The sequence below is a fragment of the Cytophagia bacterium CHB2 genome, assembly GCA_030263535.1.
Lineage (GTDB): Bacteria > Zhuqueibacterota > Zhuqueibacteria > Zhuqueibacterales > Zhuqueibacteraceae > Coneutiohabitans.
This window is the reverse complement of the sequence record SZPB01000148.1, coordinates 1-14,184: the sequence shown is the minus strand read 5'-3', so window position 1 is coordinate 14,184 and position 14,184 is coordinate 1. Positions and strand designations below refer to the sequence as shown.

Here is a 14,184-nt window from a genome sequence, read left to right as displayed (position 1 = left end):
CGTCAACACCAACCTCATATTGTCCGGAATTACTTTCTTGAAAAGAACGTTCAGTATGCGGCAATTAAAAATTAATGTATTTAGTGCTCCGAGTAGTAAATGGCGCCGACATTCCCTGGTTTCGTGACATTCCATATGTCGGATCGAGATAGTCGATGAGCCAGGGGTCTTTGAACTCGGCTGCACCAGCCTGTCCGCCGAGATCAATGACATTTGCCTGCAGAGTGGCGTTGTTCGCTGGTTCAAAATGGGCGGCAAGATTGGTTGTTTCCTGATCGATGTCAAAACTATGATGATTGACCACATCGTTCAGCTCATTCCAGTCGTGATACTTTGTGGTCGTGCCGGGTTTGAAATTTTGCTCGGCACGTAACGTTTGGGTGCTGTTCTCTGGCCAGACAAAAGTTGCCGGGACATTATAAGGCACCCAATTATCTTCCCAAACGGCCACTTGTCCGAAAGGATCTTCTTGGGCATCAAGTTGGTAAACTTCAACCTGGACGACTTTCTCTTTTTTCAAGGTAGCAAAGGCATTTGCTTTGCCAAAACCAGATTGGGGGTTCCAGATGCCGCCGCTGCCAATGGTGCCCAATCTCGCAGCGAAAAGAGTCAATGAATTGATAAAATCCGTGTTGGAATCCATGGGGTGTTCATCCACATACAAAGCCGCAATACCCGCAATGTGTGGCGCGGCTGCCGAGGTACCGAAGAATGGAAAGTCAAAGTGTCCCTCCGCGCCGGTTTTGGTCTCCACCCCATCGGTTGCCACGATCGTTGGTGTTTCCCGCTCGTCAACGGTGTAGCCACCACCGCCAAAGAAGTTATAGATGTTCGTAGGCCCCTGAGAACTGAAGGATTCAAGAACACTTGGATTCTGTGCCGGATAGGCGCCTACGCTGATCGTTTTCAAGGAGGCCGGATGGCCATAAATCTGTTGCTTGTTCGCTGAAGGTGAAGGCGCCGTATAAGTGAGCGGATAAACCGTGGGCGCGAGCAGGAGCTTGAGTTCGCGATGCTCACTGCCGGGCATTTTCTTGATTCTGATGGAGTAGATCTCGGAAGACTGCCCGTTCGTGAAATTGATCTTTTCTTTCGGAGGGAGATCTTGAAGGCGGTCCTGTTCCAATGTCGCGCTAGCAACCTCATTCCCGACCAAATCAAATAGGTGAAGGTTATAGTCATCGAAAGCGTAATGCCAGGGATTCGCCCATTGCAGATGAATGGTTACCGACTGACCAGGCTGCAACGTAATGTAGTTGTTGATATCGCTGGTGCCGCCACCAGTATAAAACAACTGCCAGCCATTCTCATCAACATTGGCCATGCCACTCCAACTGCTTTCGCCGTCATTTCCGGCGGTAGAAATATAAATTTTGTTCTGTGTCGTGGTATAGCCTGAGATCGTATTCATGAGCTCATCTTCCAAAAAATACGGCGCCTCGAACCATCCAATATCGTCAACGATGATGTCACAATCATAAGTCCCATAAAGCTGCACGATCCGTTGGGCCATATCCTCAGGCATATTGCCGGGCGGTGCAAAGAAGAGCGAGGCCCCGGGTGCGAGGTCGTGAACGATTTCGAGCATGGCAGTACCTTCGTCATCCACCTCACCGTTGCCAAAAGGGCGATTGACTGTTAGAGGCAAGTCACCGCTGCTTTGTGAAACTGAAAAATGTTCCACGCCCGTTGAAATAGCTGCGACTTTTACACCCGAGCCATTGACGTTGAAAAACGATCTGGCCTCGTCAGCTTTGAGCTGCGAGTCGCCTGCGGTCAGATAATCTCCCGTTCTGGCTCTCGGAGGCTCAATCGTCAAGATCGCGCCGGTTTCGGTCATCCTGGCCAGCTCTTTTATCCGGTCATAGAGCACCCATGCGGCAACTGACGGAGAAAACCCAACACTGGATATAACGACCCGGTAAATCTCGCCGCCATGCCTGACAATTTCATTTTTGATCTTGAGCGTGTCTGCAGCGGAGCCACAACGTATCCGCACGAATATACGACCGTGCGCATCAATCTGGGTGGAGCGCGTGCCGTATTTTTTGGGAATATCCCGCTGAGTTTTGGCATTTTCTGCCGTCATCTTGTTCACCAGCTTCAGCAAATGCGATTCGAGCTTCTTCTCGTGGGCAGGCAAATTGCGGGCTTCTTCTTCAGCCTTTTTCGCGGCGGCGTTCATTTTAGCTTCCTGCTCCGGCGTGTACCGTACTTGCGCGCCAGCCATGTATCCCAGGCCAACAATGAAACAGAATGCCAGCCAACCGGTGATTCTTGCGTTGAAGCGTTTCATGACTCACTCCTTATCTGTTGAAGCTCCTTGAGCTTGACGTGATAAATTATTCATCGTCCAATTGAGATCAAGCGAGCCGGGTCCCTGGTTTTGTGGATAAACGTTTTGTTGTTCTTCCGCTTTGCACCGTTTAGCATAGATTACCTCCGTTAAAAGATGTAGTGTTTTGGTTGATTGGCACGAACACCACGCAAAACAACGGCCCGATCTCCATTCCAGCCAACAGCGACAACCAAGTCATCCCTGACTGCTAATCCCTCATAGTTACCTTGTGGCAAGCTAAGGGAATCGTATACTCGCGAGCTTTTGCCGTTGTAGTGCGTTAGCAGACCCAAATCACCTACAAGAAACAGGTCATTGCGATGGTTTGCTCTTACACGATTCTTGAAGATCGTTGGCAAGGTTTCATCTTGCTGCCACTGACCGTTCTTATAAATAAAGAATCCACTGCCGCAAGCGTAAATCCTGGTCGGTACATCAAACCAAACAGAATGCACTTTCCTTTGTGGTGTCCAATCGAACTCCCCAACTACATTCTGCGGCAAAATCCGAATAATCTTCATTTCGCTGCTCTGATATTTGTCCGAAGCTGCACATAGGATCAGTTTCTCCTGCGTTTTCGTGTCAACGATACCCCAGATATCCTGAATATCCAAATTCGTGCCGCTCGCCACCTTCCGCCACCGCTGCCCGTTGTAGTGGGCAATTGTTCCTAGCGTACCAACATAATATAAATCTGAAGATGACTTTCCCCAGAGCTTTGTCAAATAGCCGTCATTCTGATTAAGCACTCCCATATCGAACAAATGAAATTGAGCCCAATTTGTACCATCGCCATGCACCGGAACACCCGATGAGAGCCAAATATCATTTGCTGAAAACGCATAAATTCCATATAAGGGCGGGGTAATGATGTTTCCACGATAAAGAACTGAGACTCTTTTTACTTCCCATTCGCTGCCATTCCAATGAACTGCATTATAAATATTGGGGTCGGGCTGACCGGTTGAGTCCTTCAAGTAAATTGTACCCACCGCCCAAATGTTGTTCTCATCAATGATTGCAACATCGTTAAGGTAACTGCTGCCGGCTTCCCCGCCAAATCTCCAACTCTGCCAGGTGAAGTTGTGGCTGGTGGTGTCCGGCTCAGCATACGGATCAACAAAGTTGTGTTTGCAGTTCACGCCGCCCAAAAACAAGAAGGCTGCAAGCAGCGCAAGGACTATTGAAGTGGTTATGGCGCTTTTCAAAGTTCGACTCCTTTAAGGCTGATTAAAATGCAAAAACCCGCAAAATTCTTTAATCAAATAAAGAATGATGCGGGCTTCTCTATTTTCAATTTTGCCAGACGAAACATTCCTGCTGGCGCTAAAGCAAAAATTTTTTGCGCCCCACTCATGAAAACACCCTACCGTCCTTGCAGTTGGGATTTCTCGCCATTCAAGACAGCAATCAGCATGCCATGTTATGTGGCTTCTTTATGCGTGCTCTAAAAATTTGCATACCAATGAATTGCGCAAGCTGGCATAAAGACATGCTTATGGAAAATTTCTTAGAAATGTGAACACTATTCTTATTTCTTAGAAACGGCAGAGATCGCAGAAGCTCAAGGCATCGTACGAACAGTCAATTGCCCGCTGCCAGCCGCAGCAGCAACGCGCACAGCAAGCCGCCGTAGTTGCCGAGCAGATCGCCGAGCAAGGCCCTACACCCAGCGCTTCGAAATTGTGGTGGGATAATGCGCAGGATAAGCGTTGATCTTCTCCGCGGCAATGATTTCCGCGGCCCGGCGCGGTGAAATTTTTTCAGCCCGGGCTTTGGCCAAAGCTTCATCCGTGGCCGCGCCGATTTGACGGTCGACGCTTGCCAAAAGTCCTGATGCAGTTACCGGGCCTTCTTCGCAGATCAGCGTGTGATAAAGCGCGGCAGTGCCGGCATTGGCAATGAAGTCCGGCACCACCACTTTCCCGGATTCAAACAACAATTCTTCGATACTTGCGGGCGCAAAGGGATCGTTGGAGCCACACACGACATATTTTGCCTTGATGCGCTTGTAATTCTTTTCAGTAATGACGCCGCTGTCCGCAACCGGAATAAAGAGATCATCGCCCAACTCATAAATAATCTCAGGATCTGCAATCAATTCGTATCCGGCAGGCCGATCCGTGGCCGCCAGCAATTCCGGGAAAATGGCTTTGGCGCGTTCATTGCGCCGCGCCAGCAAAAAATCAATATCCAGTCCCTGTTTACAATAAATCGCTCCGAAACGATCACTGAGCGCCTGAATCTTCGCGCCGCGGTCCCAAAGGAATTTCGCCAATCCGCCGCCGACATTGCCAAAGCCTTGCAGCGCCACCGAACAACCCTTGAGATTGTGTTCGCTCACGGCGCGCAAGGCTGCGGTGCAAATGCCGTAGCCGGTGGCAGCAGCGTTCATCACCATCGCGCCCCGTTCATCCAACTTCAAGTTAATGCCTTCATAAAAGCGTTGCATGCGGCGCTCGGCATTTCCCAATCTTTTTGCCAGCGCATATTGCGGACAAGGCAGGCCAATGGCATTGGTGCAGGTAATGATCTCGGTCTCGTTCGTGTTCAAGTCTGCGCCTGTGACATAGCAATTATACAAGAACGCTTGCAGGAATTCAAACACGCGCTGCATCACCGCAAGCTTGTCCGGCCGCGCCGGATCATAATCAATGCCGAGCTTGGCGCCGCCAATCGGCGGCTCGGTGAGAGTGAACTTGCGCGTCATGGTTTGCGCCAGCTTGATCATTTCCTCCGGCGTCACGCCTTTTTTCATGCGGCAACCGCCGCCCGCGACACCGTTCACCAGCATGTCGATCACCAAATAAGCGTTTGCGCCGGAGCGCTCGTCATGGTACTCCACCACCATCATCGGCAAGCGATCTCTGATGATGTTCTCCTTCTCCGGCACACGAGAGGCTTCGTGTTTTTTGTCCATGACTTTGGTTGCTAAATTTTCATGTTCGAATCTCATGACACCGGCTCTCCGTTCAAATGTTTTTGCAGCAATCGCCTGAGGTAGACGGCGATCATCGCTTTGCGATATTGCGGGGAAAGCGCGACGTTGCGATAGGGCGTCACCCGGCTCATGATCTCCTCAGCAATGACTTCAATCAGATTCTCGGTGAGTTGATCGCCGATGACGCCGTTGGTCACCTCATCGAACAACAGCGGCGTCGTTGCCACGCCGGTCAGCCCGGCGCGCAGGCGCACAATCGTTCTCTCGTTCAACTCGAGGGCCACGGCGACACCGAGCACGGGAAAATCCATGGCATCGCGCACGCGCAATTTCAGGTAATCCGCTCGCAGCGTCTGCGCTGATGCTGGAATGATTACATCTGTCAAAATCTCTTCCGGCAGTTTGACATTGCGTGTGATGCCGTCGTGTGTAAAAAATTTTTCTGCCGGAACTTCGCGCTTGCCGTCGGGCCCGACCAAAACAAAAGTTGCGCCCAGCACCATAAACACCGGCGCCAAATCGCCGGAATACGTGGCATAGCAAACTGATTGCTGCGGCACGACGAGACAATCGTGACCTTCCGCCTTCAAACAATAGTTTTTGGAATCGCGCCAGAACCAGCTCTGATTGAAGTAGTAACAACGCGTATCGAGCATGATATTGCCGCCCACCGTGGCGGATTCTTGCAGCAGCGGTGTGGCGATGAGTTTTGCGGTATGCGGAATCACCGGAAGGGAGGTTTGCAGCGCGGGAGTGTTGATCACTTCACGCAAACGCGCCATCGCGCCGATGCGCGTTGGGCTGATGTCCTGCAACTCAGTGATGCCGCTCAGGCTGATGACATTGCCGCGCGCATTCAAACGCATTTTGTAATTCGGCAGCAAATCCGTGCCGCCGGAAATGAAATCAAAATCGCCGTCGCACGCTTGCGCCAGGGCGATCGCTTCATTCACGGTTTTGGGCTGATGATATTTAAATGCGGGAAGAATCATCATTCTTCTTCGTTATTGGACATCTGCATCGAAATGAATCGTCAACGAAACGATTCAGATGGTATTGCTTAACGTAAAGAAATCAAGGCAAAACTGTTACGGACAAAACCATCAAAACAAAATCAAATGGTTTTGACCAGAATGGTTTTGCTGTTGATCATCTGGTTGCGGCAAGATGCCGCTTTGCGAATTGTGACTGTCAGAATCGCCGACCTTAATCGGTTCGGCCACGGCCTCTATTGCAGTCAAGCCACGGCCAAGCCGTGGCAGAAAATTACCAAACTTGAATGCAAAGACTGGTTAAAAACCACACGAATGGTTGCGCATTCGCAAGCGATACAAAGTCCATCGCGTTTGCATCAAACAACGATGGCACGGGTTCGCCGTTTGGCGATCTTCGTCTTGTCTTGCATCGCTTTCCAAATCTTATCTGCCGTCATCGGCAAGCTGCGCAGGCGCACGCCCACGGCATCGTAAATCGCATTGGCGACCGCCGGCAAAATCGGCAGCAGCGGGCCTTCACCTGCTTCTTTCGCGCCCCAGGGACCTTCGGGGTCATCACTCTCCACAATGATCACGTCGACCTCCGGCATCTGCATGGGCGTGAGTGTGCGATAATCGAGAAAATTCGCGCTCAACACATTGCCACGATTATAAACCATCTCTTCCATCATCGCCTGCCCGAGTCCCATGTGAATGCAGCCTTCGATCTGGCCTTGCACCGCCAGCGGGTTCAAGGCCTTGCCGCAATCATGCGCCGCCCAAACTTTTTCCACGCGCGGCTCAAAGGTTTCGGTATCAACGGAAACTTCGGCAATGTAACATTGAAAACTGTAGGACGGTGAAAGTCCCGCGCGCGCGCCTTTGAATTTGCCGCCGACCGGCGGCGGGCCCATGTATTTGCCCTTCGCAATCAATGCGCCGTTATTTGCCAGCGCCTTTTCCAGCGCTTGCATGAACGTCACACGCACACGCGGATCGCGCGTGTAAATGATTTCTTCATTCTCGAGAACAAAACCTTCCGCCGCATAGCCCGTGATATCTTGCGCCGCATGCACCAGCTTCTCGCGAATTTTTAGAGCGGCTTCGCGCGCCGCATTGCCGGCCATGAACGTCACCCGGCTGGAATAAGAACCAAGATCAATGGGATCGGCGTCAGAGTCGCTCGAAAAAATGCGCAACCGATCGAGCTTCACACCGAGCGGCTCGGCCACGCATTGCGCCAGCATGGTGTCGCTGCCCTGCCCGATTTCGGCGGCCATGCAATGCACTGTGATGCCGCCATCCATGTCGATTTTGATATGGACGGTTGATTGCGGCAAATCGTTGAAGTGAATGCGGTGCGCGCTGCCGCTGATATAAAATCCGCACGCCACGCCGATGCCGCGGCCAAACGGCAATTTGCGGAATTTCCTGTCCCATTCTGAGGCTGTGCGGCTGCGTTCAATGCATTCGCGCGTGCCGTTGCTGGTGATGCGAAAGCCATTCACCGTGGTGCAATTTGAAGGCAGCAGGTTGTTCAAACGAACCTCGCAGGGATCGAGCTTCGCGGCCTCGCATAATTCATCGAGCAGTGTTTCCAGCGCAAAGCGGCTGTTGACCGCGCCGTGGCCGCGCATGGCGCCGCAAGGCGTTTTGTTGGTATAGGCTCGTTGGCCGTGATAGCGAAAATTTTCGATGGCATACGGCCCCATGTTGAGCACCCCGTTGTAATACGTTGTCACCACGCCGAAGCTGCCCCACGCGCCGCCGTCGATTTGCGCGTGCAAATCGAGAAATGAAATTTTGCCCTGCTCATCCAACCCCATCGCGATTTCGGTGTGGGTGGGATGCCGGCCGTGATTGCTGAGAAAAACTTCTTCGCGATCGAACAGAATCTTCACCGGACGCCGGCATTTGCGCGAGAGCAACGCGGCAATCATCTCGTGCGGAAATGGGTCGCTCTTGCCGCCAAACGCGCCGCCCACCATTGGCCGAATGACGCGAATGCGGTGCATCGGCATCTCCAACACTTTCGCCAGGGCGCGATGCAGATAGTGCGGAACCTGTTGCGCCGACCACACGGTCATGCGATCATCCGCGTCGTAAGAGGCAATCACGCAATGTGGCTCGGTGAAGCCGTGCGTCACGCCGATGAAATCATATTCCGCTTCTTTGACATAAGCGCTGCGGCTGCGGGCAGCATCCACCTCACCAAAAGCCTGCTTCACTTCTTTGTGAATATTCGTGCCGTTCACGCTGTTTTGGTGAATCGGCTCTGCCGCCGGTTTCACACTGTCTTCGAATTTGCGATAGACCGGCAATTCTTCGTATTCGACTTCAATGAGTTTCAGCGCGTGCAGCGCGGTTTCTTCATCATCTGCGGCAACAGCAGCGACATTGTCGCCGATGAAAATGACTTTGTCAACGGCAAGCGCGGTCTCGTCCTCGCTGATCGGCAAAACACCGAACGTATGCGGCGCTTCTTTGCCCGTTAAAACTGCATGCACGCCGGGCAGGGCTTCTGCTTTGCTCGCGTCAATTTTTACAATGCGCGCATGCGCATGCGGGCTGCGCAAAATTTTGCCGACGAGCATGTTCGGCAATTTGAGGTCGTCGGTATAAATGCCCTCGCCTGTGGTTTTCTTCAAACCGTCAATCAGGGCAATGGGCTTGCCGATTGTGTTGGACATCGGTTATGCTCCGCGAATTCAGTCAAGAAGCTCAGTAAATGTTTTGAAGCGGTTGATGATTGATTTTTTACGGCAGAACGCCCTCTTGTGCGACTTCCGCGATGGCGTCTACAATTTTTATATATCCCGTGCAGCGGCAAAGATTGCCGGAAATCGCTTCTTTGATGTCGTCTCGTGTGGGATGGGGATGTTCATTGAGAAAGGCCTTTGCGGTCATAATAAAGCCGGGTGTGCAGAAGCCGCATTGCGAACCACCGTTCTCGGCAAAAGCGCGTTGCAGCGGATCGAGCAGCCCGTTGCATTTCAAACCTTCGATCGTGGTGATGTCATGGCCGACGGCCTCCAGCGCCGGCGTCAGGCAGGAAAGCCGCGCGCGGCCATCGAGGTGAACCGTACAGCAGCCGCAGGTGCCCATGTCACAGCCGCGCTTGGTGCCGGTGAGGTTCAAATTCTCTCGAATCACGTCAAGCAGCACGTCATGCGGACGGATCGCGACCTCATGGCTCGAACCGTTCACGCGCAGTGTCACAACTTGTCTGGTTGGCATGTGAAGAGAATTGAAAAGTAATCACAGGTGATAAGAATTTCGCGCTTCATTGTTGCGAGATCATCGCAACCACATTTAGGCAAGATGAAATTGCAGCGGCGGAATGATACAATCAACGGCATTCGATGTCAAGCGGATTCTAAAAAGAAGCCAATAAAAATGGGTATTATCTAGTTCCGGCGCCGTGTATGATTATGCACAAAAACAGCGGGGAAGAGTCTGCGAAGGCATGAGAGAGAAATGAATCGGATTAATGTACTACAGGCGGCTCCCGTCAATTTGAAACGGCGCTGAAAACACGGCGCGCTTACCTCACACGTTTTGAAACTCCGGCGGATTCACCATAACATTGCGTTAGTGCGTCGCCTTCACCACCACGATGGTCTGATCGTCGTGTTGCTCAATGTTATTCGCAAAATGTTTGAGGGCGGAAATGACTTTATCGCGAATCTGTTCGGCATGATTGTGAACGTTTTGCGCTAGAACTTCCGCGAGCTGATCCTCACCAAATTCGGCGCCGTTACCGTTATGCGCTTCCGTGACGCCGTCGGTAACAAACAAGAAAACGTCTCCGGGTTCGTAGGCGATGATGCGTTCCTCCAACTCCGAGGCAAAGATGCCATCATCGTCCAATCCCAGCCCAAGGCCTTTCGGCGTAATCTTCTCAACGTGTGCACGCCGGGCATGATAATAAAACAACGGCAAGTGGCCGGCGCGCGCCAATGCCAGTTGGCGTGACGTCGTGTTAAAGTCGCCGCCGATGGAGGTCACAAACGATTTGCGTTCCAGCGCCTGGCGCAACAAATGATTTGCCCGGATAAACAACTGGCGCGGCGACAAACCAAAATCATGCAGTGAGCGCAGAATGCCCTGCACTTTGGACATGTAAAGCGCCGCCGAGGTGCCTTTACCGCTCACATCCCCCACGATTATCGTAATCCTATTCGGAACGCCGTTGAGATAATCAAAATAATCGCCTCCGACTTCGAGCGCGGGAATTGAGATGCCGGCAATCTCCAACCCTTCAACCTTTGGCGTATTTTGCGGCAGCGAAGCCATTTGAATGCGCCGCGCAATGGCAAGCTCATGCTTCAGGCGTTCCTGCTCGGCCAGTTCTTCATATAAAAATGCATTCTCAACCGCCACCGAGGCTTGCTTGGCGATGGCCGTGAGAATGGCAAAATCTTCGTGCGTGTAAGCAGCTTCGGAAAGCTTCTCTCCCAGCAACATCGTGCCGACAAGTTTTTCCTTGAATCGAATCGGCACGAGATGCCGGAAGCCGTGATTAAAAAAGAGGGATTTGACGTCCTCGGGAAGATAATCGACGCTAAAGCGCGATTCGCTGCGAAACTTGTCCAGGATATTCACGATTTTTTGATCGGCTGCCAGGCAGAACTCTTCCCACCGGCGGCCGTCAAAACCATAGGCTTCATGACAACAACAGGTATTTTGGTTTTGAAAAAACATGACGCCAACGCGTTCGAGATGCATGAGTGTTGAAAGCTTCTGGACGATGCCGCGGGCAAGATCGACCATGTTCAATTTCGTCGCCATCACTTCGGCCAGCTCGCTGGTGGCAACACTGTAGTTATAGCTTTCACGATGAAATTTGCGCGCAATCCAGGCCTGGCCCGCACGCCAAATGCGCTGGAAAACAAAAATCACCGCCATCGCCAACATCATCAAAACAAATTTTTCGATGAACTCGCGGCGCTCCGGCGCCATCGGCGTATCTGTGATTTCCAGGTAACTGCCGGTAAAACGAATGTCCGGCAAATGGAGTGAAAGTTTTGTCAAGAACACCAGAGAGGCCACTGCCAGCGCCAACAGGAAAACAATCCAGACTGCAGCAACAATCTCGTATTGTCTGTTGCGCCGCACCCGCAAACTCATGTCGAGTAAACGATGACGATTGATCACGTAAAGATAGCCCGCCGGGATCATCAAAAAGGGCAAGCTGGCAAACCCCAAGAGCGATTCATTTGCCCGGCCAAACCCCAGAAGCACGATGGCCAGTGCGGCCAAGCCGGCAAGCCAGCAAATCACGCTCAATCTGCGGCTTAGAAATTTGTACTCCGCGCTGCGTTGTTTGCGATAAACGAGATGAAAACCGATATAATAGAAAAGTAACAGCGCAATGGCGGAGAGGAAGAATAGGCGCATCATCGCCAGGTTGGAAAAGCCCGCGCCTGTAATCAAAAGAAAGCTAAGGGCGGCCATCAAATAGGGCGCGCGATAAAGCCACGGCTTTTGCATCAGCTCGGGGCGCATTTTGGGGAAATAGAACCCGCTATGAAAGGCGGTTGTGACGCCGAGAAGAATGCTCAAAATCATCATGAAGAAAAAAAGATGAGTATACTCGGAGGCGTTCGAGCCGCGCTGATAAATCAACAACAATGGAAATGAAAAGGACACAAACATGAGACCAAGCAACCGCGCTGCGTGAATGCGCGGGCGATACATAGCAATGAATGTCCCCAGTCCCAAAAACGACAAGCCCGTGAGTAAACTCATAACCATGCCGAGATTGATACCCAGCTTGGCAAGCGTCACATGTAAGGTGAGGTTGCGAGGGCCGCGTATCAGGTCGTAGGCAATCGTGCTGCCGCCGCCGGCGCGGCGCATGATGCGATCGGCATCTGTGGCATCGCGAAAGCCCTGGCGGTTGATCCGCACGATCACGTCGCCGACTTGCATGCCGGCGCGATCGGAAGCGCCGCCGGGCGCAACGTCCGTGATATAAATGGACGGTGGCAGCTCGCGAAAGAAACTATCCGGCAATGCGGCGCGCGCCAGCCGAAAGGTTCGGGTGGCATTTGTTGCAGGATGCCAGCTCGTTAGCGTGATGATGGCATCGGGCTCACGTGCATACAGCGCGTCTTGCAATTCTGCTGCTGTGCCAATCTCCTGGTCGTCAATCTCGACCAGGAATTCGCCGAGGCGAACCGAGTCGCTGGAACTCGGAGGCGAAAGGGCCGGATTTTTTTTAATCGTGAACCGGAGCAATTCGGCGGGAAAACTTTTGGTCACATACAAATTTGAGGGGGAGGTACGAAACAGATTCTCATCGGTGGCCCAACTCGCATTGCGCGAAAAGTTCATGGCGGCGAGCACGAAAAGATACGCCGCAAATAGCCCGATAAGCAGGCGGAAGTGATTGGGTCGATCGTCGAAGTAAGACATGATGACAAAGCGTTACACCAAACCGGCAGTGACTAGATTTGCTGCGAATTTAGTTGATCTTTGCGAAACTCACAAGGGGGAAGGTAAAATCTCGCTGTCCAGCTTTTCAAGCGTATTCCAATTGTTCCTGTGCTGCACGCCAGCCCTGTTGCATGGCACTTTGGCTCCAGGGATTGCCTGCCGCATCTGCGCCGGCAAAGGAGATGCGGCCAAGCTTGCGCCGGCCTCGTTCATAAGGTGGGTGGGCGCGCCCGGCGTACGGTGTGGGCGCTTTAAAAAAATTATAGCCGTGCCCCCAGCGATTGACGGTGAGGGCAAGGATGTCATCCGCGGCATCAAAACCCCAAGAGCCGAACATGAGATTCAGCTCCATGCGAATCTCCCGCTCGAAATCTTCAAACGGCTTATGTTCCAATGCCAAACGAGCAAGCTGCATTTGCTCGGTGGGATCGTAGCCGGGCTGATAAAGGTATTTGTACATGCTCAACACGGTGGGCTTGTCCGGATGATACTCAGGCCGGTAATCGCCGACCTGGAGCGGATCAGAAATATTCATCCAGGTGCAATAGCCGTCCGGCAAGAACATATCGAACAAACCCAGTTCGGCCATCGGCCGCCAGTGGCGCAACAAAACGTTGATATATACGGCAGAACAATAACGATACTGATCCAGCGCGCGGAATTGTTCGGCAGGCAGCTCGGGCACGATATGCTTGGCCGCCATGCCCCAAGCCGACACGATAACGCTGCGAGCGCGCACGCTAAAGAGGCGACCATCGGGTTGCACATAATGAACGACAGCGCCGCCGCCGTTTTGGTTGTCACGGTTTTCAACGCGAACGGCAACGGAACGCAACCGCACGCGCACGCGATTTTTCGGAAGATCAAGGGCGGCATAATCAATGCGGCTGTTGAAAATGCCTTCCATTGTACCCGGCCCCGGTACTGCAAGCGGCAGAATGGCCTTCAGCAGATGACGCGCGACGGTGTGATTGCCGTCCGGAAAACGATGCTGGGGCGCATAACCATAACGCAAAATGCCGCCGGCTTCATAAAATCCCTCGCCGCCCATGCCAAAAAATCCCGGGCCGATGTGATAAGCCTCGAGCGCAGAAACTGCATCGCAACCGAGGCCGAGCAGATCGGTGGCATACATGTTGGCAAAGCGCACGGCATGATCGCCCAACCCCATGCGCTCGCGAATAAATTTTTCCCAACTTATTTCGGCTAACGCCGCTTCGAGATCAGGCGTCTCGGGCAGAAAATGTTTGCGCGTCGTAAAAAATTCAATCAACTCACGCCTCGCCTCGGCCGAAAGTGGCGCGCCGGCAAAAAATTCTTCATATGGAATGTCATAAAACTTGTTGCGCCAGGTGGGCGCAATGCCGGCATAAACGCGCGGATCAAAAAAAACACCGGAGGAAAGATTGAAGCGCTTTTTGAAATCCGTATCGCGAAAGCCCGGTATGCGATCGAGGTCGATGCCAATACTTTTGAAAATTGCGAGAGCT

The 14,184-nt window shown here is 52.4% G+C and carries 8 protein-coding genes; all 8 read right to left on the bottom strand.

What is annotated here, in order from left to right; translation table 11 throughout:
* Positions 1-64: 64 nt before the first annotated feature.
* Positions 65-2,296, bottom strand: a complete 2,232-nt coding sequence (locus FBQ85_15225) for a hypothetical protein (protein ID MDL1876502.1) — start codon at positions 2,294-2,296, stop codon at positions 65-67.
* 149 nt (positions 2,297-2,445) lie between these two features.
* The gene (locus tag FBQ85_15220) at positions 2,446-3,546 is read right to left on the bottom strand and encodes a glucosyl transferase (GenBank protein ID MDL1876501.1); all 1,101 of its coding nucleotides are present in this window, start codon (positions 3,544-3,546) and stop codon (positions 2,446-2,448) included.
* Positions 3,547-4,001: 455 nt separating this feature from the next.
* On the bottom strand, positions 4,002-5,294 hold the full coding sequence (locus tag FBQ85_15215; GenBank protein ID MDL1876500.1) for a Glu/Leu/Phe/Val dehydrogenase: 1,293 nt from the start codon (positions 5,292-5,294) through the stop codon (positions 4,002-4,004).
* Positions 5,291-6,274 (bottom strand): hypothetical protein, encoded by a 984-nt coding sequence (locus FBQ85_15210; protein MDL1876499.1) that lies wholly within the window; start codon positions 6,272-6,274, stop codon positions 5,291-5,293. Before FBQ85_15210 ends, FBQ85_15215 begins: the two co-directional genes overlap by 4 nt.
* Before the next feature lie 356 nt (positions 6,275-6,630).
* Positions 6,631-8,943 carry a hypothetical protein gene (locus FBQ85_15205; GenBank protein ID MDL1876498.1) on the bottom strand — a complete coding sequence of 771 codons (2,313 nt, stop codon included), beginning with the start codon at positions 8,941-8,943 and terminating at the stop codon, positions 6,631-6,633.
* A 67-nt stretch (positions 8,944-9,010) separates the two neighbouring features.
* A complete protein-coding gene (locus FBQ85_15200) occupies positions 9,011-9,490 on the bottom strand; it encodes a (2Fe-2S)-binding protein (GenBank protein ID MDL1876497.1) in 480 nt (159 codons plus the stop codon).
* A 354-nt stretch (positions 9,491-9,844) separates the two neighbouring features.
* A complete protein-coding gene (locus tag FBQ85_15195; GenBank protein MDL1876496.1) occupies positions 9,845-12,673 on the bottom strand; it encodes a PDZ domain-containing protein in 2,829 nt (942 codons plus the stop codon).
* 106 nt (positions 12,674-12,779) lie between these two features.
* The coding region (locus tag FBQ85_15190) for an FAD-dependent oxidoreductase (protein MDL1876495.1) at positions 12,780-14,184 on the bottom strand (1,405 nt) is incomplete at its 5' end.

What these genes read in the sequence shown, in the direction of transcription:
- FBQ85_15225 (MDL1876502.1), bottom strand. Translation starts at nt 2,296, where the DNA reads ATGAAACGCTTCAACGCAAGAATCACCGGTTGGCTGGCATTCTGTTTC.
- FBQ85_15215 (MDL1876500.1), bottom strand. Translation starts at nt 5,294, where the DNA reads ATGAGATTCGAACATGAAAATTTAGCAACCAAAGTCATGGACAAAAAA.
- FBQ85_15210 (MDL1876499.1), bottom strand. Translation starts at nt 6,274, where the DNA reads ATGATGATTCTTCCCGCATTTAAATATCATCAGCCCAAAACCGTGAAT.
- FBQ85_15205 (MDL1876498.1), bottom strand. Translation starts at nt 8,943, where the DNA reads ATGTCCAACACAATCGGCAAGCCCATTGCCCTGATTGACGGTTTGAAG.
- FBQ85_15200 (MDL1876497.1), bottom strand. Translation starts at nt 9,490, where the DNA reads ATGCCAACCAGACAAGTTGTGACACTGCGCGTGAACGGTTCGAGCCAT.
- FBQ85_15195 (MDL1876496.1), bottom strand. Translation starts at nt 12,673, where the DNA reads ATGTCTTACTTCGACGATCGACCCAATCACTTCCGCCTGCTTATCGGG.